This window comes from Leclercia adecarboxylata (genome assembly GCF_035787115.1).
GTDB lineage: Bacteria > Pseudomonadota > Gammaproteobacteria > Enterobacterales > Enterobacteriaceae > Enterobacter > Enterobacter adecarboxylatus_E.
The window spans coordinates 223,237-243,239 of record NZ_JALKTL010000003.1 but is presented as its reverse complement, the minus strand read 5'-3'; the positions used below and the strand labels follow the sequence as shown (position 1 = coordinate 243,239).

Sequence of the window (20,003 nt, the reverse complement as noted above, 5' to 3'; positions counted from 1 at the left end):
ACTGCTCAGGGTGAAATGACCATCTGGGATGGACTGCCAACCGGGATGTAATCCGGCTCAAAACTCAGCTTGCCGTCCTGCGCCACGCGAAAACGGGTGATGTTGTCGCTACGTTGATTCATGACGTACAGCCAGCGCCCCTGTTTATCCAGCGTCAGGGTGCGCGGGTAATCGCCACGCGTCCAGACATCATCCTGATGCGTCAGCGTGCCGTCCGCCGTTACGGTAAAGTGCCCAATGCTGTTATGCAAACGGTTAGCTACATACAATTGTTTGCCGTCGGCGCTTAACGCCAGCCCGGCGGCAAAACTGGTGCCTTTATAACCGGCTGGCAGCGCAGAGACCGTTTTGCCCTCTGTCAGCCTGCCGCGGTTATCCAGCGTGTAATGCGTCAGCGTAGACGCCTCTTCGTTAATCAACCACAGGGCATCGCCTTTTGGCGTAAAGACGAAATGGCGCGGCCCGGCCCCTTTTGATGAGGCGCTGATAAAGGGCGGATCGTTCGGCGTGAGTTTTCCGGCGCGATCGTCAAAACGGTATTGATAGATACGATCCAGCCCCAGATCGGTGGAAAACACGTATTTCCCGCCGGGATCGGCGGCGATCATGTGCGCATGGGGTCCATTATGATCGCTGATGGCAAAACTGCCTTCTACGGCGGCTTCGGGTTGAGGGGCACCCGGATCGCCCCGATCCTGATGGGTATCCGTGGCGTCACCCAGGCTACCGTCCGCGTTGACAGGCAGTACCGCGATCGATCCGCTGATATAGTTCGCCACCAGCAGGTGCTGGCCGTTCGGCGTCAGCGAAAGATAAACCGGCCCCGCCCCGCCGGAGGCCACCTGATTCAGTTCGCTCAACTCGCCGTTATCGTCCACGCGCAGCGCCTGCACCACGCCCTGCTCCACTTCGCTTGCCAGATAGAGCGTTTTGCCGTCACGCGAGACGGTTAACTGCGCGGCGTTCGGCAGTTTGCTGACCAGCGTTTTGTTGGCGAGCGCACCGGACTCCGGGTCGATGGTAAAGCGGTACAGCCCTTCACCGTTGGGGTTGTAGGTTCCCACCCAGGCGTAGTGCGTCTGGGCGACGGCGGTGGTGGCGAGCAGTGAGAGTGAAGCGACAAGCAGGTTGCAGGTGTGCATGGTGGCCCCTTCAGATATGTGCAGTGTTTGCCCCTCACCCTAACCCTCTCCCCAAAGGGGAGAGGGAACGATTACACCCTCTCCCCTTTGGGGAGAGGGCTGGGGTGAGGGGTTGGTTTTTATTAACCAGCTTCTTCGTCATCGCAAGCAGGGTGCGCACATCGTCCGGACGCGTGTCGCCGCTGGCTTTGTCGATGAGTGAAGCGACAAGCAGGTTGCAGGTGTGCATGGTGGCCCCTTCAGATATGTGCAGTGTTTGCCCCTCACCCTAACCCTCTCCCCAAAAGAGAGAGGGAACGATTACACCCTCTCCCCTTTGGGGAGAGGGCTGGGGTGAGGGGTTGGTTTTTATTACTTCACCAGCTTCTTCGTCATTTCAAGCAGGGTGCGCACATCGTCCGGACGCGTATCGCCGCTGGCTTTGTCGATAATTGAGCTGTAGATATGCGGGATTATCTTGCTCACGCCCGCATCGAGGGCGATCTGCAGGATCGTTTCATAGTTTTCCAGATCGATACCGCCGGTCGGCTCCAGCCAGAAGTCATGACGGGCGCAGGCTTCCGCCACCGCCTGGTACTCGTCACGGCACTTCAGGCCGCCCATCGGGAAGTATTTGATCGAGCTGCCGCCAAAATCTTTCAGCAGGGCAATCGCCGTTTCTACCGGGACGATGCCGTCCGGTGCCGCGCTGCTCAGCGGGCCGGTGGAGATTTTGACCATGCCAACGGTGCCGGTCGGGGAGACCAGACCGTTGACCACAGATTCGCTCTGCCCCAGCAGCGCGCGGCTGGTCGCCACGCCGGTAAAGACCTGGTTCACGTGCTGCGGTTGCACCTGGCGCGAGATCTCGCTCACCATCGCCGACTGGTTCGGATCGCCCGCCCCCAGGCCCACAGAGAGAGCGTTATCGATCAGCGCCGCATACTCACGCATATCGGCCACGGCGCTCGCCACGTCCGGGTAGTTTTTGGAGAGCACGCCCACCAGCACATGGCCCTCTGCCGCTTCATAGATGGCGCTGGCGTTGGCCTTTGAACCCGCCAGCACGTTCAGGCACACGCGGTCGCGGTAAAAATTGGGGGTCAGTTTCATGCCTTTTTCTCCTGTCCTAATACTTCGCTGATGCGGCGATAAACAATGTTCAGCTGATCGGCGCTGACGCTACGCACGTCCGCTTCGATAATCCCTTCGTTGGCTTTATAGCCACGGAAGTAAATGGCGTACTCGCCCTGCTTCAGCGCGTGCACCAGTTCGCCTGTGCCGACGCCGGTAGTGGCTTCGTCGAACTTAATTTCGGTACGGGCGATATCGCGACCGGCGCTGTCCCAGACCACCCGGGCGGTCACGCCGTTCAGGGTGTTGAGCGCATCGATAAAGGGGGTCATCTTCGCCACCATCTCCGCCCCGCTCTCTTTGGTCGCCGTCAGGTAGTGTTCGATGGCGCAGGTGAGGCCCAGAATGCCATCTTTGCCTACCTTCATTGCCCGACCAATGCCCGCCGTCTGGCGTTTAACCCACTCCACGTACTGGGTTTTGCCGATCACCAGGCCGCTGGTTGGCCCTTCAATGGCTTTGGCACCGCTGTAGATAACAAGAGAAGCGCCGGCGCGGTAGTACACGTGCAGATCCTCTTCCGCCGCGGCATCGACGATCAGGGGCAGATCGTGCTTACGCGCCACCACCGCCGCCTGCTCCACGCTGAGCATGCTTTTCTGCACGCAGTGGTGCGATTTGATGTAGAGGATCGCCGCAGTGCGCGGAGTGATCGCCGCCGCCAGCTGATCGGCGGAGCATTCGTTGGCGTAGCCCGCTTCCACCAGCCTGCCGCCGCCCAGCGCCACCATGGTACCGACCGGGGCGCCAAAGTTGACGTTGTGGCCTTTCGGCAGGACGATCTCGTTATTCTCAATCGGCGTGACGTGCAGGTTTTCCAGCAGCCAGTCGCTCTCTTTCACCAGCACCGCCGCTACCGACTGGGCGATGCCCGCCGAGGCGCAGGAGACGACGGTCGCCCCTTCCACATCCAGCAGTTTCGCGATGTATTCGCCGGTTTTGTTCACCAGATCCTTCATTTCGAAGTACTGGTTCATGCCGTCCATCGCCGCCTGCACCACTTCCGGGCGTGGGGTAGAGACGCCGAGCGCGGTCATGCGCCCCGAGGCATTAATCACCTGTTTTAAATCGTATTTCTCAAAAATTGAAGGCATGTTCCGTGCTCCCTTGTTCGGTCATGTGGCCCTTGCCCGCGCGAATAGCGGCAAGCGGCACCAGAATATGTTCAGCCTGCAGGCTGTCGTTTTCCGCATCCACCAGCAGCGTCGGCTGGCGTTTAATCGTGAACAGCGTCAGGTCGGCATCCAGACCTGGCTGAATGCGGCCTTTATGGGTCAGACGCAGGCCGTCCGCGGCGTTGGCGGTCACGCAGTCGATCACCTGCGGCAGCGACATGCCAATCGCGAGGAATTTTGACATCACGCTGGCAAGGGATCCCACCGGGCCGTTAAGACGGTTACGGCAGTAGATATCCGAGCTGATGGTGTGCGGCAGAATGCCCATCGCGATGGCGCGTTTCGCCACTTCAAAGCTGAAGCTTGCCGTCCCGTGGCCCACGTCCAGGCGCACGCCGCGCTTCAGGGCGGAGGTGATGGAGGCGCGCAGTTCACCGGATGGCGTCAGAATGCGGTTCGGTTTGCCGTTATAGCAGTGGGTAATGATGTCGCCGGCACTCAGCAGCTCGGCGATTTCGTCGAGGTTCGGCGGGTTGTTGCCGATGTGCACCATCAGCGGCAGGTCGCCGTTCTCTTTCTGGATGGTTTTGGCGCGCTCCAGCGGCGTAATGCCGTTCTCGCCCACCACGCTGCTGCTCATACGCGCTTTCAGGCCAACGATAAAATCAGGGTGACGTTTTACCGCCTGCTTCACGGCGTCGGCGTCGATATTCGCCATGTTCGCCAGTTCGTTCTGGGCAATCAGCCCCACGCGGGAGATGTTCAGCAGGGCAAAGACCTCGGTGGAGGCTTTGCGGGTAATGTTGTAGAAATCATCCACGTCATCCGCCCCGGTGCTGCCCGCATCCACCACGGTGGTGACGCCGGTGGCGATGCCGACGCTGTCCGGCTCATCGTGATAAATCGGTGAGTTTGGGTAGCAGTGAACGTGGGAGTCGATCCAGCCTGCGCTGACGTAAATGTCACCGTTTAACTCAAGGGTTTGCTGTGCGGGATCGGTGATGTCACCCACCGCCGCGATTTTCCCGTCCTGAATGGCGATATCGGTCAGGGTATCGTCGGTGAGGCGCGCACGGCGCAGGAGCAAATCAAACATGGGGTTCTCCTGATAAGGCGGGCGCCGGAGCGCCCGCGGGTATTAAAGGGCGACCGGGAACAGCCAGCCTAAAAGCATTGCGCCGAGGATGGCGCCACCGGTGATCGGCTTCTGCCAGATATAGAACAGCAGTGCGCCCAACAGTGAACCGATACCGATTGGAATCGACGCGGTCATCGCGCTGAGGATAATCAGCGGCCCGAGGAAGCGGCCAGAGGCGTTACCGGCCCCCATCATCACGTCCGCCCCGTAGGTGGAGTTGCTCTGATTGATGGTGAACTTACGCGCCAGAATGATGACGTAGCCAATTGCCAGGCCAATCACCAGGCCGGTGACCAGCGAGGCAATAAAGTTAGTCACCGGGAACATAATGCCCGCGCCCAGCAGCAGCGCCGGTACGCCGAGCCCGACCCCGGTCTGGATCGCGCCGCCGATATCGAGGATCCCCACCAGGGAGCCTTCGATAATACGGGCAAACAGGAAGCTGGCGCCGAATGCCGCCACCGCGCCGTAGACGCCGGTATCAATACCCGCTTTCAGCATCGCCACGAAGGCCACTTCGTTAAAGGCACCGATGCCGTAGAGGTAGTACATGTGCGTCCCGGCGAACACGCCGGAAGAGAGCAGGCCAACGAAGATCGGGAACGACCAGTCGGCATACCAAAAACCTTTATTCTGTTCCATTTAGAGGCTCCTGTTATTTGCCGCTGAGCGAGTTGTGGATCATGTCGAGCCAGTTCGGCACGGTCAGATGGAAGGATTCAATCATCTTCATGTCGAAGCCGCGGAAGAAGCCGCTCAGGACAAACAGCGCCACGATGGCGACCATCATCACTTTGGTGACGTGGTTCCAGCCGCTCTCTTCCACACCTTTACCAATCAGGATACCCAGCACCAGACCCGGTACGGCGTTCCCCATAATCAGCTGCGCCGCGCCGCCAAAGACGGTGGCCCAGAAGCCCGATTTTTTGCCCGCATCGATAGCCGCCAGCCAGAAGATCACCGGCATCACAGTGTTGACCAGCAGGTTCGCGGCTGGCACCAGCACCTTAACGGCGGTGACCTGCAGCGCGGCCGGAACGGACGAGGCGGTGAGGTTAAGGAAGGTGACGACAATCATGCCGATCACGCCGCAGGCAATCGCCATGCGCTTAGGATCGTGCAGCGTCTCGCCGACGTTGCGGTTTTTGATCATCAGCGCCGCGGCACCCCAGTTAGGGATGATGCGGTGGTCAACGTCCTGGGTGAAGGAACCCGCCGCAACCGACGAGGCCCAGGCGTTGAAGAAGAAGCCTAACCCAAAGGAGAAGTGGGACGCCGGATCCCCTTCACACGAGTTCAGTTCCCCCAACGTACGAAACGCGCCCATACCCTGTGTGGTAGGCGCATGAAACATGCGTGCAGCCCCGGCACCAACGCCGACGCCCACCAGGCCGCCGATGATGAGCGATTTTATTAAAATTATCAGGAACATTCGTCTGCCCTATTAGTAAGAATCAGCGTTGCGTGACAAAGTCCACCCGGTCCAGATTGATGGCAGTCACGTTGACGGTCACGTCCAGCTCCACGCTGTAGGTGCGTCTCTCCCGGCGCAAAAAGAAGAACAGAAACGCCTCTTTACGCACCGCTTCTTGCGCCTGAACAACCTGCACGTCCTGTGGCTCAATACGCAGTAAGATATGCGGCGATGCTTTCATCACCGCGGCCTGAACCTGGTTCAGCGCGTCGGCAAAGGCGCGCGCTTTGGCGTCACCTTTGCCTTTCACTCTCACCGTGGTGGTGAATTGTTCTTTCATGCTCAGGCGCCGTGCTTCTTCTGCCACGCCTGTACCAGACGCTCGCCCAGCTCTTCTTTATCCATAAAGCCAAAGCCGAGCACGTTGCAGCCTTCGTTGATGGCGGTGACGCCCTCTTCCACGGAACGCATGCCGTACTTCGCTTTGTAGCCATATTTGGTCTGAGCGGTGATGGCGCCTGCGCCGCCGCTGCCGCAGAAGGAGATGCCGAAGGTGGCATTTTCCGCTTTCATCACGTCGCCGAGCTTCATATCTGCCGCCATGCCGGGCACCACGACCGCGCGGCCACCCGCTTTCTCAACACCTGCTGCAACCTTCTGGCCTTTACCCAGGCGATCGCCGATAACGACTGTAATTTGTTCCATGATGTGCTCCTTAAAGGTTGTCTTTTGCGACTTCAAAGTGAACGGAGAGCAGCCAGGCTTCTTCATCAGGAAGATTGCCAAACTGCGCCACCACTTCACGGGCAAGCCGCATGGATTCGGGTGAAATTTCGTCAAACAGGTCTGCCTCGACCTCCGGCAGCGGCTCGCCGGTTACCGACCGGTGCGCCATGGCGCGAACGTGGGAGGTCAGCATCTGCTCCTGAACGGCATTGGGGATAATGTGGTGATGACTAAGCAGGGCGAAAGTCTGCTTGAGCATGCTGTCGGCGAGCTGTTCAGTTTGTGCCGCCTGGTCTCCAGTGCCGTTTATTACCGTTCCGTTAATCACTCGTCTTACCCCGTTATTGGCTCTGGGATAAAACTAACGCCGGGTGTCAGGGGTTTGTAGCGAGTTGTTTTCCACTTCAAAGTGGAAAGGAGAGCGGCGCCAGTGATCTGTGCCACATAATTGCGCTGAATAACGATTTTTCGCTGGCCTAACGTGATGAATATCACGCTTCTGAACGGCAAATGCGGCGTACCGGGAGTGAAAAAGTTTACGAGCAGACTCGTAGAAGTGTGAGCGGGATAAGGTTTTCTTATGTGGATTACGTAAAGTGGCCGTGGGTGCTTGAGACTGACCGTCTCATGCATGTGACGGGAAGTGGAAAGCCCCGCCTGACGAAAAATCAGGGCGGGGGCTCGAAACGACACGTCCGAACACGTGAAGTTCGCTGCCTCGCCCGCTTAAGAAGCAAGGAGGCATCCATGAAACGCACAAGACTTATTATCAGAGTAACAACGATTGCCGCAATAACAGCAATCCTGCTCACACTGATAAACCGGCGAAACCTTTGTGAAATTAGCTATCGCAAAGGTTCACTGGAGGTGACTGCCCGACTGGATTGCAACTCTGGCAAGGAGTAGAGCGAGTATGCAGGGGGAGCACAATTCCCCTGCATTTAATAAGTGTATCAAGGACGTGCGGCTCAGGCACCCATTAACGGTATTTTTTGTGATAAGTATTGCGCGTGGTGACAAAGCCATCGGCTGCCGCCTGGGCCTCTTTCACTTTGCCTTCGTTAGCCAGCTTCAGCGCGCCGTCAATCTGGCCCACCAGCGTCTCCAGACCGTGACGGAAATCTTTCATCTCCGGGCTGTCTTCTGCTTTGCCTTCCAGCTTCGGCGGTGCCTCTTTTTGCGCGTCTACCGCCGCGGTGCGCATTTTGGTTAACGCCGCTTTCATCTCTGCCGCGTTATCGGTTTTTTGCACCACTTTCAGGTTTTCGCTGAGGGTGTCCATATTGTCTTCCAGGTCGGCAAAGACCGACGTACTCATTACCAGCGTTGACGCTGCGAGGATAGCCAACAGAGTTTTACGCATTGCTCACTTCCTTTTTTATTATTAAAAAAACCGACTAATACCCTAAATAATTTGCGTTGCAGGACAAGGCACTTGTGCCTTGAACAGCGCTGGCACTGGCCCCAAAGGGGCGAGCCATAGGCCGAGTAACGCGGCAAGCGCGTGAATCCCCGGGAGCTTACATAAGTAAGTGACCGGGGTGAGCGCGCGCAGCCAACGCATCTGCAGCGTGAAGTATGACGGGTATTACTGACCGGCGATTTTCATTTCCGGTAGCAGAACGGAACCGCACTGGATATTGCTGCGCGTCTCGATATCGTTGCCCACGGTCACGATATTACGCCACATATCTTTCAGGTTGCCGGCGATAGTAATTTCGCTCACCGGATACTGAATCTCACCATTTTCAACCCAGAAGCCGGAGGCCCCGCGCGAGTAGTCGCCGGTAACGCCGCTGACGCCCTGTCCCATCAGCTCGGTCACGACCAGGCCGGTGCCCATCTCTTTCAGCATCTGCTCAAAGCTCAGGCCGCGTCCCGGAATGCGCCAGTTATGGATCCCGCCCGCGTGGCCGGTGCTCTTAAGCCCCAGCTTGCGTGCGGAGTAGCTGGTGAGCAGCCACTGGGTCAGGATGCCATCTTTGATAATATCGCGACGCTCCGTGCGAACGCCTTCGCTGTCGAACGGCGTGGAGGCCAGCCCTTTCAGCAGATGCGGGTGCTCTTCAATGGTCAGCCACTCCGGCAGGATCTGCGTACCCAGCGCGTCGAGCAGGAAGGTGGATTTGCGGTACACCGCGCCACCCGCAATCGCTCCGACCAGGTGACCGAACAGCCCGGTCGCCACTTCATTGGCGAAGATCACCGGTGCTTTCATGGTAGACAGTTTTCGTGGAGCGAGGCGGGATAATGTGCGTTTTGCGCACTCCGCCCCAACCCACTCCGGCGACTGCAGATCGCCCATCGCGCGGCCAATGGTATAGGCGTAGTCGCGCTCCATGTCGCCGTTCTCTTCGGCGATCACGCAGCTGGAAAGGGAGTGGCGGGTTGAGCTGTAGCCCTGCAGCATGCCGTGGCTGTTGCCAAAGACCTTAATGCCGTAGTGGCTGTTAAAGCTGCCGCCTTCGGTGTTGGTGATGCGTTTATCGGCGTTAAGGGAGGCCTGTTCCGCGCGCGCCGCGAACTCAATGGCTTCGTCCGGGGTCACTTCTGCGGGATGGAACAGATCCAGATCCGGGGCTTCAAAGGCCAGCAGCTCTTTATCCGCCACGCCGGCGTAGGGGTCCGCAGAGGTGTAGGCGGCGATATCCAGCGCAGCCTGTACGGTGCGGGCAATGGCGTCCGGACTTAAATCGGTAGAGGAGGCGCTGCCTTTACGGTTCTGGTGATAAACAGTAATCCCTAACGCGCCATCGCTATTAAATTCAACGGTTTCCACTTCACCATAGCGGGTGCTGACGCTCAGGCCGGTGGTTTTGCTGACGGCGACTTCTGCCCCGTCCGATTTCGCTGACGCCAGCTCCAGGGCCATGGAGACGGCCTCTTCCAGTGCTTTACGCTGCGCTGCAACTTGTGAGATCACTTTCATCGTAAATGCCATAATGTAAGGTGTAGTTAGCTGAAGTCTAACAGAGAACCGTTTCTCAGTACGCGTCTTAACTGGTAACATTAGCCTCTTTTTTTAAGGAGCCTGACATGACTAAGCAGCCCGAAGACTGGCTCGACGACGTTCCCGGTGATGACATCGAAGACGAAGATGATGAGATCATCTGGGTCAGTAAAAGTGAAATTAAACGCGACGCCGAAGAGTTAAAACAGCTTGGTGCGGAAATGGTAGAGCTGGGTAAAAACGCGCTGGATAAAATCCCGCTCGATCCCGATCTGCGTGCCGCCATCGAACTGGCACAACGCATCAAGAAAGAGGGCCGTCGCCGCCAGCTTCAGTTGATTGGTAAATTACTGCGCCAGCGCGATGTTGAACCTATCCGCCAGGCGCTGGATAAGCTCAAAAACCGCCACAACCAGCAGGTTGCGCTGTTCCATAAGCTGGAGCAGATCCGCGATCGCCTGATTGAACAGGGCGATGACGCCGTACCGGAAGTGCTGAACCTGTGGCCGGACGCCGACCGCCAGCAGCTGCGTTCGCTTATCCGTAATGCGAAAAAAGAGAAAGAGGCGAACAAGCCGCCGAAGTCTGCTCGTCTGATCTTCCAGTATCTGCGCGAGCTGGCGGAAGCGGAAGGTTAAGCACCGGGTCGTTTGTTTCTCCCCTCACCCCGGCCCTCTCCCCAAAGGGGCGAGGGGGAAACTGTTCCCTCTCCCTTTCAGGGAGAGGGTTAGCGTTACTCTGCCGCTTCCGCTTTCTTCGCCAGACCGTCCAGCAGCTTCTGATGGATCCCACCAAACCCGCCGTTGCTCATCACCAGAATGTGATCGCCCGGCTGAGCGGTTTTCACCACCATCTCCGCTAACGTATCCACATCGGCACTCCAGTGCGCAGGCTGGACGCAGGCTTCGGCCACTTCCGCTACCTGCCACGGGATATGCTGCGGCTGCAGCAGGAAGACCTCATCCGCACGGCCTAAGGACGGCGCCAGGTCGTCTTTGCAGATGCCCATTTTCATGGTGTTGGAGCGCGGTTCCAGCACGGCCAGGATGCGCGCCGTGCCGCCCACTTTGCCGCGCAGGGCAGCCAGGGTCGCCAGGATCGCGGTCGGGTGATGGGCAAAATCGTCATACACCGTCACGCCATGGGCTTCGCCGCGCAGCTCAAGACGGCGACGGGCGTTGATAAAGGAGCCCAGCGCATTAGCCGCATCGGCAGGCAGCACGCCCACATGACGGGCAGCGGCAATCGCCATCAGGCCGTTATGCATGTTGTGTTCGCCCACCAGCGCCCAGTGCACTTCCCCGACCTTTTCGCCATCCAGCAGCACTTCCCACTGGGAGGCATCGTTGGTGAGCTTTTTCGCCTGCCAGTGGCCCTGCTCGCCCACCAGCTCCTGCTCGCTCCAGCAGCCCATCGCCATGGTCTGCTTTAGATTCATGTCGTTTTCCGGCAGGATGATTCGCCCCTGGCCCGGCACGATGCGCACCAGGTGGTGGAACTGCTTCTGAATCGCTTTCAGGTCGTCGAAAATGTCCGCGTGATCGAACTCAAGGTTGTTGAGGATCAGCGTGCGCGGGCAGTAGTGGACAAATTTGGAGCGCTTATCAAAGAACGCGCAGTCGTATTCGTCCGCTTCAATCACAAAGAACGGGCTCTCGCCCAGGCGGGCAGAGACGTCGAAATTCCCCGGTACGCCGCCGATCACAAAGCCCGGCTTATAGCCGCAGGCTTCGAGGATCCAGGTCGCCATTCCGGCGGTAGTGGTTTTACCGTGGGTACCCGCAACCGCCAGCACCCAGCGATCGCGCAGCACAAAATCATGCAGCCACTGTGGGCCTGACATGTAGGGAATATTCCGTTCCAGCACAGCTTCTACGCAGGGATTACCCCGGGTCATGGCGTTACCGATAATCACCAGATCCGGCTGCGGCTCCAGCTGGCTGGCGTCGTAACCCTGAATCAGATCGATGCCCTGGTTTTCCAGCAGCGTGCTCATCGGCGGATACACATTGGCGTCCGAACCCGTCACTTCATGGCCAAGAGCGCGCGCCAGCATAGCCAGGCCGCCCATGAAAGTGCCACAAATCCCCAATATATGAATGCGCATACGTCACTATCCTTTTTTAATGTGGCGCACATTTTACGCATATGTCTGCGGCAGAGAAATGCATTTCAGGAAAATCTGTACGCTGCTGGCGCGATTCACCTCTGCGCCATTATTTGAAAGTTTGTTAAGATTGTTGGGCATCAACAACTTTACTCAACATCCAATGCAGGGAAAGTGTTATGAAAACGTTAGGTGAATTTATTGTCGAAAAGCAGCACGAGTTCTCGCATGCTACCGGTGAACTTACTGCTTTGTTGTCGGCAATAAAGCTGGGCGCCAAGATCATCCATCGCGATATTAACAAGGCCGGTCTGGTCGATATCCTGGGTGCCAGCGGTGCTGAAAACGTGCAGGGCGAAGTTCAACAGAAACTCGATCTGTTCGCGAACGAAAAACTCAAAGCTGCACTGCGCGCACGCGACATCGTTGCGGGTATCGCCTCCGAAGAAGAGGACGAAATCGTTGTCTTCGAAGGGTGTGAACACGCCAAATATGTCGTTCTGATGGATCCGCTGGATGGCTCCTCCAACATCGACGTTAACGTCTCTGTCGGCACAATTTTCTCCATTTACCGTCGCGTCACCCCTGTCGGCACGCCGGTCACCGAAGAAGATTTCCTGCAACCGGGCAATAAGCAGGTCGCGGCGGGCTATGTGGTATACGGCTCCTCCACCATGTTGGTGTACACCACCGGCTGCGGCGTGCATGCCTTTACTTACGATCCGTCTCTGGGCGTGTTCTGCCTGTGCCAGGAGCGCATGCGCTTCCCGCAGAAAGGCAGCACTTACTCCATCAACGAAGGGAACTACATTAAATTCCCGGCAGGGGTGAAGAAGTACATCAAATTCTGCCAGGAAGAGGATAAATCCACCCAGCGCCCTTATACCTCACGCTATATCGGCTCGCTGGTAGCGGATTTCCACCGCAACCTGCTGAAGGGCGGTATCTACCTCTACCCGAGCACCGCCAGCCACCCGGAAGGCAAGCTGCGCCTGCTGTATGAGTGCAACCCAATGGCCTTCCTTGCCGAGCAGGCGGGCGGTAAAGCCAGCGACGGTAAAGAGCGGATTATGGATATCGTTCCTGAAAGTCTGCATCAGCGTCGCTCGTTCTTCGTCGGCAACGATCATATGGTTGAAGACGTCGAGCGTTTTATCCGTGAATTTCCGGACGCCTGATTAGACCGTTGAGCAAAAGGGGCCGGTTGGCCCCTTTTGTTTTTCCGGACGCCTGTACCTTTGTCGGTATAGTTGACCAAAAGGGGCCGTCCGGCCCCTTTTGTTTTCTAAATATTTATATCTTTGTGGGTATAAAACTATATAAAAATGCTGCTGTAACCCGCTGAATCATTACGTCATCATGATGGCGTTCAAATAGTGTTCAACGGAATCAGCAGCAATGAAAAACTTTTCTCGCGCATCCACCGGCATCGATCTCAATCTGATCCCGGTTTTTATTGAAGTTGTCAGGTGCGGCAGTATGGCCAAAGCCTCACTGCGTCTTGATATGTCACGACCGGCCGTGAGCCTGGCGCTGAAACGCTTTGGAATGCTGTTTAATGAACCGCTGTTTACCCGCAAGGGTCTGTTCCTTGAGCCGACACCGCATGCGCTGCAGCTCACCGCCGAACTGGAAAAGCTGCTGGGCTCCATTCACGACAACATTGCCGGTACCCCGGCTGGCGCGCAAAGCATCCCGACGCCAGCGGCGCCGGAATGCGGTAACGCTACGCCTGTTGCAACGACAGTTTAAACGATGACATCGCCGCGATGAGCTCGCGCGACTGCTCTTCCAGCGAGCGCGTCGCGGCGGAAGATTGCTGGACCAGCGCCGCGTTTTGCTGCGCGGTTTCGTCCATCTGATTGACGGCAATATTCACCTGCTCAATACCACGACTCTGCTCATGGGACGCATTGGCGATCTCACGCATCAGGCGGGTCATGCGCATCACCTCGGTGGCGATCTCATCCATGGTTTCGCCCGCCTGCTGGGCCAGTTCACTGCCTTCGCTGACGTGCGCCTGTGAATCGCTGATCAGGGTGCGGATCTCTTTTGCCGCGTCGGCGCTGCGGCTGGCGAGGATACGCACCTCCCCGGCCACCACCGCAAAGCCACGACCCTGCTCGCCCGCGCGGGCGGCCTCGACCGAGGCGTTCAGCGCCAGGATATTGGTCTGGAAGGCAATGCCGTCAATAACGCTAAGAATATCGGCGATGCGGTCGGCGCTGCCGGAGATGTCGCGCATCTTCTCAATCACGTAGCACACCATTTCGCTGCCGCGATCGGCAGTGTCAGACATGGTCTGCGCCACCTGATGCGCCTGCTCGGCGTTGTGGGCGTTCTGTTTCACCGTAGCGGTGATCTCTTCCATGCTGGCGGCGGTCTGCTCAAGAGAGGTGGCGGTGGATTCTGTACGCTGGGCAAGGTGCATGTTGCCTGCGGTCAACTCCCGGCTGCCGGTGTCGATTTGCGAACTGGCGTCACGCACCCGCAGCACCGAGCCCATCAGCGACTGGCGCATCTCCTCGATAGCGGCGTTCAGACGGTTAAACTCCTGGCTTGCAGGGGCAGTCAGGGCATGGGTTAGATCCCCGGCGGCCACGTGTTCAAGCTGGGCGATTGAGGTGGAAAGCGGCTTAAGCAGCATATGGCGCAATGCCAGCCACGCCAGCACTATGATGCCCGCGGTCAGCAGCGCGGCGACAACGATCAGCAGCATCACACGGTCTTTACTCGCCTGCACTGCCGCCACTTCGGCTTTGCCGCGGCTGTCGCTCCAGGCCTGGAAGGCCTGCATATCATTATCAAACTGACGCGCCACCGGCATCAGACGGTTCTCCAGCAGATCGTAATAGTCATCGGCGCTCTGCGCATTCAGCGCGTTCTGCATCGGCACGATCCCCTGCGCGTTATAGGCCGCCAGGCTTGCAGCAACCTTCTTCAACAGCTGCTCCCCTTCCGGATCCTGTACCCCGCTATCGATGACGTTTTTCAACGTGCTTTGCGCCAGCGTAATTTCGTCATTGATGTTTTTCACCGATTTGGCGGCGTCATCCAGCAGCCCCACCTCCATCATGCGGACAGCCTGTCCCGCCTCGTTGCGCGCGCGCAGGATCAGGGTGTAGCCCGAATTGAGCTGCACCAGCTGTTCACCCTGAAGATGATTAATGCGCTGCAGGGAAGAGGAACTCTGGGTGAGGGCATAAATGCCGATACCGCTGACGAGCAGCAGCAGGAGGGTCATGACGGCCAGTAACGAAAGCAAGCCGGTACGAATCGATAGCGTTTTAAGCATGATGTAATTTCCGGTAGCGAGATAAATCTGGACAGAATTAAGGGTTATCGGCCGCTACCGGAAAAGATTTAGACTTTACGCAAATTCAGGGAGTTAGAGCTTGCTGGTTGTGGTGCTCACCCGGGTAACAGGCGAGCTCTGGCGGTTCTCCCAGATGACCGTCAGGCCGCGCTGAAGCGCGATAAAGATAAACAGCAGAATGCCAATCGCAATTTTGGTCCACCACGAGCTGAGGGTGCCGTCGAAGTTAATGTAGGTCTGGATCAGCCCCTGGATGGCCACGCCAAACAGCGTGCCCAGCACCGTGCCCACCCCGCCGCTGAGCAGCGTGCCGCCAATCACCACTGAAGCAATGGCGTCCAGCTCCACGCCTACCCCCGCCAGCGCATAGCCGGCCTGGGTGTAGATCGAGAAGACGATCCCCGCCAGCGTCGCCAGCCCGGTAGAGAGCATATAGATACGAATGGTGGTGCTGCGGGTGGAGATCCCCATCAGGTTCGCCGAGGTGGCGTTGCCGCCAATAGCGTACACTTCATTACCGAAGCGGGTGCGGTGCGCGAGGAAAATCCCAATCACCACCACCCCCAGCATCACTAACCCGAGAATACTCAGACGGCCGCCGCCGGGGATTTTCCACGCCAGGCTTGAGAGGGTGTCGTACACCGGATGGTTAATCGGAATCGACTCCTCCGACACCAGATAGCTGACGCCGCGCAGGAAGAACATCCCGGCAAGGGTAATAATGAAGGCCGGAATTTTCAGGGCGTCGATCAAAAGCCCCATAAAGGCGCCAAACGCACAGCCCATCGCCAGCACCAGCGGGAAGGCCAGCAGCGGTGAGATCCCCCAGTAGCCGATCGCTTTCGCCAGGAAGACGCCGGTAAAGGCGATCACCGACCCGACGGAGAGGTCGATCCCGCCGGAGAGGATCACAAAGGTCATGCCGACGGCAATGATCCCGAGGAAGGCGTTATCGGTCAGGATGTTGCAGATCACCCGCGTTGAGGCAAAACCGGGGAACTGCGTCAGGCAGTAGAGATACCCCAGCACAAACACGCCCAGGGTTATCATGAGCGGTAAATTACGTTTTATCATGACCACGCATCCCCTTAATGAGACTGATAAAGCGCGGCGACTGCACGATGAGCACGCAGAGCACCACCACCGCTTTCACCACCTGGTTGAGTTCCGGCGGGAAGCCAGACAGCAGGATCCCGGTATTCATCCCCTGGATGATCAGCGCGCCAATCACCGACAGCAGCAGGTTGAAGCGACCGCCCATCAGCGATCCGCCGCCAATGACCACCGCGAGGATCGCATCCAGCTCCAGCCACAGCCCGGCGTTGTTGGCATCCGCTCCGCGTATATCTGCCGCGACAATCACCCCGGCAATGGCGGCGCACACCCCGCTTAACACGTAGGTCAGCATCACCATCAGGCGGGTGCTGACCCCGGCGTTTTTCGCGGCGCGAATGTTGATCCCTACCGCTTCAATAAACATCCCCAGCGCGGTTTTGCGGGTGAAGAGCCAGAAGGCGATCAGGGTGACCACCACGATAATCACCGGCGTCGGGAAGAACAGCAGCGAGCCGCTGCCGATCCACGCCAGATTAGGGGCGTTAAAGGTGACAATCTGCCCGGAGGTGATCAGCTGCGCCACCCCGCGTCCGGCGACCATCAAAATCAGGGTCGCAACGAAGGGCTGTATCTTGAGGATCGCCACCAGAATGCCGTTCCATAACCCCGCCAGCACCCCGGTGCCGAGGGTCGCCAGCAGCACCACCGGCAGGCTGTGTCCGGCCACGGTCATCGATGCCGCCGTCGCGCCCGCAATCGCCATCACCGCGCCGACCGACAGGTCGATACCGCCGGTGGCAATTACCAGCGTCATACCAATCGCCAGCAGGGCGACCGGCGCGGCGCGGTTTAAAATATCAATCGGACTGCCGAACAGGCGGCCATCCTGGAGGATAATCTGATAAAAATGGGGCGACACGAGGCTGTCCACCAGCAACACCAGCAACAGCGCAATGATTTGCGGCGTGCCGGTGGGCCAGCTGAAACGGCGCTTCGGCTCGCCGGTCTGAGAAAGTGAACGTGGCATCACGATCTACTCCTTATGCCGCAATGGCGTTCATGATGGCCGGAACGGAGAGCGCGTCCAGCGGGATCTCGGCCACCTGCTGACGGTCGCGCATGATGATCACCCGATCGGCGTAACCCACCAGCTCCTCCAGCTCCGAGGAGATGACCAGCAGCGCCAGACCGTCGGCACAGAGGGATTCGATCAGGCGGATGATCTCCGCATGGGCCCCCACGTCGATTCCGCGGGTTGGCTCGTCGAGGATCAGGAACTGCGGTTTGGTCAACAGCCAGCGCGACAGCAGCACCTTCTGCTGATTGCCGCCGGAGAGAAACTCGATCGGCTGCTCCGCGCTCGGGGTGCGGATCCCCAGCTGGCGAATAAAGCGTTCGGCAATAGCGTTTTGCTCTTTGCGGGGAATGGGCCGCAGCCAGCCGCGCTGGGCCTGCAGCGCCAGAATAATGTTCTCGCGTACCGAGGCGGCGGCGATAATGCCGTCGGTTTTCCTGTCTTCCGGGCAGAAACCGATCCCAAGGCTGGAGGCCTGATGCGGGGAGCGTAGCGTCTGAGGTTTACCTTTGATCAGCGCGGTGCCGCTATCGGCAGGTTTGATCCCGAAGATCACCTCGGCGGTTTCGGTGCGGCCTGAGCCTAACAGTCCCGCCAGACCAACGATTTCGCCCGGGCGCACCTCCAGGTCAAATGGCGCAATGGTGCCTTTCTTACCGTACTCTTTGAACGCCGCCACCGGCTTCTCGCTGAGCAGCGTCCGCCCCGCACGCTGTAGGGCATTGCTCTCCAGCTCGCGGCCAAGCATCATTTTTACCAGCTCGATTTGCGGCAGTTCGCGCGTTTCGCGACAGCCGACAAAGCCACCGTTACGCAGGACGGTAATGCGGTCGCTCACCTCATACACCTGATCGAGGAAGTGGGTAACGAAAATCAGGCTCACCCCCTGATCGCGCAGCTGGCGCATCAGAGTGAAAAGCATCTCCACCTCCTGGGTATCCAGACTGGCGGTGGGTTCATCCAGGATCAGCACTTTGGCGGAGAGATCGATGGCGCGGCAGATGGCGACAATCTGCTGCATCGCCACCGAATAACGGTTCAGCGGCTCGCGGACGTCGAGGGAGAAGCCATACGACTCCATCAGTTTAGTGGCGCGGGCCTCCATCTCTTTACGACGCAGCAGGCCAAAGCGCCGCGGCTCGCGGCCGATAAACAGATTGTCGGCCACCGACATGTTCGGCAGCAGGTTCACTTCCTGATAGACCGTCCCGATGCCCAGGTGCTGGGCATGGGCGGTATTTTTTGGGGAGATGGCGTGGCCTTCCAGCCAGATGGTGCCGCGATCGGCGTGGTAGACGCCGGTCAGGGCTTTGATCAGGGTTGATTTCCCGGCGCCGTTCTCGCCCAACAGGGCCATGATCTCACCGCGGCGCAGGCTGAAATCGACGCTATCCAGCGCTTTTACGCCGGGGAAAAATTTACTCAATCCTTCTGTGCGGAGGATTTCCTGGTGTTGGTCTGTGGTCATGGTGTTATCCCCCTCACCCTACCCCTCTCCCCGGAGGGGAGAGGGGACTATTCGTGCCAGTCTTTAATTTTCTGCCCAACCCGCCCTTTTCCCTCTCCCCTCCGGGGAGAGGGCCAGGGTGAGGGGCGAAGGCCTTAGTAGCCCATATTTTTCTTCTTCTCTAACTCTTCTTTAGCGGTATCAGGCAGATAGAGCGTAGATTTGGTGATGGTGACTTTTTCTGGCATGGTGCCGTCTTTCTTGAATTTTTCCAGCGCGTCAAAGGCCGGGCCGGCCATGTTTGGCGTCAGCTCAACGCTGGCGTTGGCCTCTTTGTCGATCATCGCTTTATAGATATCCGGCACGCCGTCGATGGAGCCGGTCAGGATGTCGGTGCCCGGCTTCAGACCCGCCTCTTTGATCGCCTGGATGGCGCCGATCACCATATCGTCGTTATGGGCGTAAACCATGCAGATGTTCTTGCCGTTGTTCTCGGCTTTGATAAAGCTTTCCATCACCTCTTTACCTTTACTGCGGGTAAAGTCACCGGACTGAGAACGGATGATCTTGATGTTTGACGCTTTCGAAATGGCATCAGCAAAACCTTTCTTACGATCGATGGCCACGCTGGCGCCCACGGTGCCCTGCAGCTCAACCACGTTACACGGCTTGCCATCCACCTGCTTCACCAGCCATTCGCCAATCAATTTGCCCTCAAGCACGTTGTCGGCGGTGACGGTGGTCATATAGAGAGATTTGTCTTTTACATCGATGGAACGATCGAGCAGGAAGACCGGAATTTCGGCATCTTTCGCTTCTTTCAATACCGGTTCCCAGCCTGTCGCCACAACCGGGGCAATGAAGATGGCATCAACGCCCTGAGCGATAAAGGAGCGCACCGCTTTGATCTGGTTTTCCTGTTTTTGCTGACCATCGGCGATTTTCAGCGTGATGCCGCGCTTTTCGGCCTCACTCTTCGCAACGTTGGTTTCAGCGGCGCGCCAGCCGGACTCTGAGCCGACCTGCGCAAATCCTACGGTTAAAGGGGCGGCCATCGCCATAGACGACATGGCTGCCGAAACTGCTGTGACAAGAAGTAAGCGCTTCCACATAAGTACGTCCTCGTAGGGTAGTTTATTGTTGGGTAAAAGATGTTCTGCGAAAAAACTATAGACAATGCGAGATGTAACGGAGTGTGTTACATCACACTTCGGAAAAGTGAATAAAACGTTAATCACAAGTTTGTAATCGCTTTCACTCACCCATGAAAAATGCGGCTGAGTTTATGGATAATCTTGTCATGAGAAAGTGCTGATAGTGGCGGGCGAGCAGAGGGAATGGCGAAAACAGGCGGAGACATTCAGCGCCAGTTGGCTATAATACTCGCCACTTGATTACCAATCA

The 20,003-nt window shown here is 58.0% G+C and carries 21 protein-coding genes and 1 pseudogene; 4 read left to right on the top strand and 18 right to left on the bottom strand.

Translation table 11 applies throughout. From position 1 onward, the window contains the following. Nucleotides 1-5: 5 nt before the first annotated feature. The 10 genes and pseudogenes from MXM41_RS12060 to MXM41_RS12015 all read right to left on the bottom strand — a co-directional run bounded on the left by MXM41_RS12060 (nucleotide 6) and on the right by MXM41_RS12015 (nucleotide 6,976). Nucleotides 6-1,142, bottom strand: a complete 1,137-nt coding sequence (locus MXM41_RS12060) for a lactonase family protein (RefSeq protein WP_325932161.1) — start codon at nucleotides 1,140-1,142, stop codon at nucleotides 6-8. Nucleotides 1,143-1,266: 124 nt separating this feature from the next. After that, nucleotides 1,267-1,353, bottom strand: a pseudogene (locus MXM41_RS12055) (2-dehydro-3-deoxyphosphooctonate aldolase); the annotation flags it as partial. Nucleotides 1,354-1,493: 140 nt separating this feature from the next. After that, on the bottom strand, nucleotides 1,494-2,234 hold the full coding sequence (gene dagF, locus MXM41_RS12050; protein WP_325932160.1) for a 2-dehydro-3-deoxy-phosphogluconate aldolase: 741 nt from the start codon (nucleotides 2,232-2,234) through the stop codon (nucleotides 1,494-1,496). Beyond that, the gene (locus MXM41_RS12045) at nucleotides 2,231-3,349 is read right to left on the bottom strand and encodes a DgaE family pyridoxal phosphate-dependent ammonia lyase (RefSeq protein ID WP_325932159.1); all 1,119 of its coding nucleotides are present in this window, start codon (nucleotides 3,347-3,349) and stop codon (nucleotides 2,231-2,233) included. The genes dagF and MXM41_RS12045 overlap by 4 nt, the downstream gene beginning before the upstream one ends. Further along, nucleotides 3,333-4,466, bottom strand: a complete 1,134-nt coding sequence (locus MXM41_RS12040; RefSeq protein ID WP_325932158.1) for an amidohydrolase/deacetylase family metallohydrolase — start codon at nucleotides 4,464-4,466, stop codon at nucleotides 3,333-3,335. Before MXM41_RS12040 ends, MXM41_RS12045 begins: the two co-directional genes overlap by 17 nt. 42 nt (nucleotides 4,467-4,508) lie before the next feature. Then, nucleotides 4,509-5,150 carry a DUF4310 family protein gene (locus MXM41_RS12035; RefSeq protein ID WP_325932157.1) on the bottom strand — a complete coding sequence of 214 codons (642 nt, stop codon included), beginning with the start codon at nucleotides 5,148-5,150 and terminating at the stop codon, nucleotides 4,509-4,511. A 13-nt stretch (nucleotides 5,151-5,163) separates the two neighbouring features. Beyond that, nucleotides 5,164-5,940: a DUF4311 domain-containing protein gene (locus tag MXM41_RS12030; protein WP_325932156.1), complete on the bottom strand. Its 777-nt coding sequence runs from the start codon at nucleotides 5,938-5,940 to the stop codon at nucleotides 5,164-5,166. A gap of 22 nt (nucleotides 5,941-5,962) precedes the next feature. Continuing rightward, the gene (locus tag MXM41_RS12025; protein WP_325932155.1) at nucleotides 5,963-6,262 is read right to left on the bottom strand and encodes a DUF4312 family protein; all 300 of its coding nucleotides are present in this window, start codon (nucleotides 6,260-6,262) and stop codon (nucleotides 5,963-5,965) included. Between the two features lie 2 nt (nucleotides 6,263-6,264). Beyond that, nucleotides 6,265-6,627: an SFCGS family glycine-rich protein gene (locus MXM41_RS12020; protein ID WP_032616243.1), complete on the bottom strand. Its 363-nt coding sequence runs from the start codon at nucleotides 6,625-6,627 to the stop codon at nucleotides 6,265-6,267. 10 nt (nucleotides 6,628-6,637) lie between these two features. Next, a complete protein-coding gene (locus MXM41_RS12015) occupies nucleotides 6,638-6,976 on the bottom strand; it encodes a glycine dehydrogenase (protein ID WP_325932154.1) in 339 nt (112 codons plus the stop codon). A 182-nt stretch (nucleotides 6,977-7,158) separates the two neighbouring features. Between MXM41_RS12015 and MXM41_RS12010 the strand changes: the two genes are divergently transcribed. Beyond that, a complete protein-coding gene (locus MXM41_RS12010; protein ID WP_325932152.1) occupies nucleotides 7,159-7,554 on the top strand; it encodes a Hok/Gef family protein in 396 nt (131 codons plus the stop codon). A 73-nt stretch (nucleotides 7,555-7,627) separates the two neighbouring features. Here the strand turns inward: MXM41_RS12010 and cybC are convergent, their stop codons facing one another. Beyond that, the gene (cybC, locus tag MXM41_RS12005) at nucleotides 7,628-8,011 is read right to left on the bottom strand and encodes a cytochrome b562 (RefSeq protein WP_325932151.1); all 384 of its coding nucleotides are present in this window, start codon (nucleotides 8,009-8,011) and stop codon (nucleotides 7,628-7,630) included. 225 nt (nucleotides 8,012-8,236) lie between these two features. Next, on the bottom strand, nucleotides 8,237-9,589 hold the full coding sequence (gene pmbA / locus MXM41_RS12000) for a metalloprotease PmbA (RefSeq protein ID WP_325932150.1): 1,353 nt from the start codon (nucleotides 9,587-9,589) through the stop codon (nucleotides 8,237-8,239). A gap of 95 nt (nucleotides 9,590-9,684) precedes the next feature. On the opposite strand from pmbA, the gene yjgA reads away from it, so the two are divergent. Then, complete coding sequence (gene yjgA, locus MXM41_RS11995) at nucleotides 9,685-10,236, top strand: ribosome biogenesis factor YjgA (protein ID WP_103178015.1); 552 nt, start codon at nucleotides 9,685-9,687, stop codon at nucleotides 10,234-10,236. Between the two features lie 95 nt (nucleotides 10,237-10,331). On the opposite strand, the gene mpl is transcribed toward yjgA, so the two are convergent. After that, on the bottom strand, nucleotides 10,332-11,705 hold the full coding sequence (gene mpl, locus MXM41_RS11990; RefSeq protein ID WP_325932149.1) for a UDP-N-acetylmuramate:L-alanyl-gamma-D-glutamyl-meso-diaminopimelate ligase: 1,374 nt from the start codon (nucleotides 11,703-11,705) through the stop codon (nucleotides 10,332-10,334). A gap of 179 nt (nucleotides 11,706-11,884) precedes the next feature. Here mpl and fbp point away from each other — a divergent pair, with 179 nt between their 5' ends. Then, nucleotides 11,885-12,883, top strand: coding sequence for a class 1 fructose-bisphosphatase (fbp, locus tag MXM41_RS11985; protein ID WP_325932148.1), 999 nt, complete (start codon nucleotides 11,885-11,887; stop codon nucleotides 12,881-12,883). Nucleotides 12,884-13,103: 220 nt separating this feature from the next. Beyond that, nucleotides 13,104-13,457 (top strand): LysR family transcriptional regulator, encoded by a 354-nt coding sequence (locus tag MXM41_RS11980; protein WP_325932147.1) that lies wholly within the window; start codon nucleotides 13,104-13,106, stop codon nucleotides 13,455-13,457. Here the strand turns inward: MXM41_RS11980 and MXM41_RS11975 are convergent. From MXM41_RS11975 to ytfQ, 5 genes are all read right to left on the bottom strand, one after another. Beyond that, nucleotides 13,432-15,000: a methyl-accepting chemotaxis protein gene (locus tag MXM41_RS11975; RefSeq protein WP_325932146.1), complete on the bottom strand. Its 1,569-nt coding sequence runs from the start codon at nucleotides 14,998-15,000 to the stop codon at nucleotides 13,432-13,434. The two genes, MXM41_RS11980 and MXM41_RS11975, sit on opposite strands and share 26 nt — an antisense overlap. A gap of 93 nt (nucleotides 15,001-15,093) precedes the next feature. Further along, nucleotides 15,094-16,095 (bottom strand): galactofuranose ABC transporter, permease protein YjfF, encoded by a 1,002-nt coding sequence (gene yjfF / locus MXM41_RS11970; RefSeq protein WP_325932145.1) that lies wholly within the window; start codon nucleotides 16,093-16,095, stop codon nucleotides 15,094-15,096. Beyond that, on the bottom strand, nucleotides 16,082-17,107 hold the full coding sequence (ytfT, locus tag MXM41_RS11965; RefSeq protein WP_325932144.1) for a galactofuranose ABC transporter, ATP-binding protein YtfT: 1,026 nt from the start codon (nucleotides 17,105-17,107) through the stop codon (nucleotides 16,082-16,084). Before ytfT ends, yjfF begins: the two co-directional genes overlap by 14 nt. 10 nt (nucleotides 17,108-17,117) lie before the next feature. After that, on the bottom strand, nucleotides 17,118-18,620 hold the full coding sequence (gene ytfR / locus MXM41_RS11960) for a galactofuranose ABC transporter, ATP-binding protein YtfR (protein ID WP_325932143.1): 1,503 nt from the start codon (nucleotides 18,618-18,620) through the stop codon (nucleotides 17,118-17,120). Nucleotides 18,621-18,754: 134 nt separating this feature from the next. Next, a complete protein-coding gene (gene ytfQ, locus MXM41_RS11955; protein WP_032616231.1) occupies nucleotides 18,755-19,711 on the bottom strand; it encodes a galactofuranose ABC transporter substrate-binding protein YtfQ in 957 nt (318 codons plus the stop codon). Between the last annotated feature and the right edge of the window lie 292 nt (nucleotides 19,712-20,003).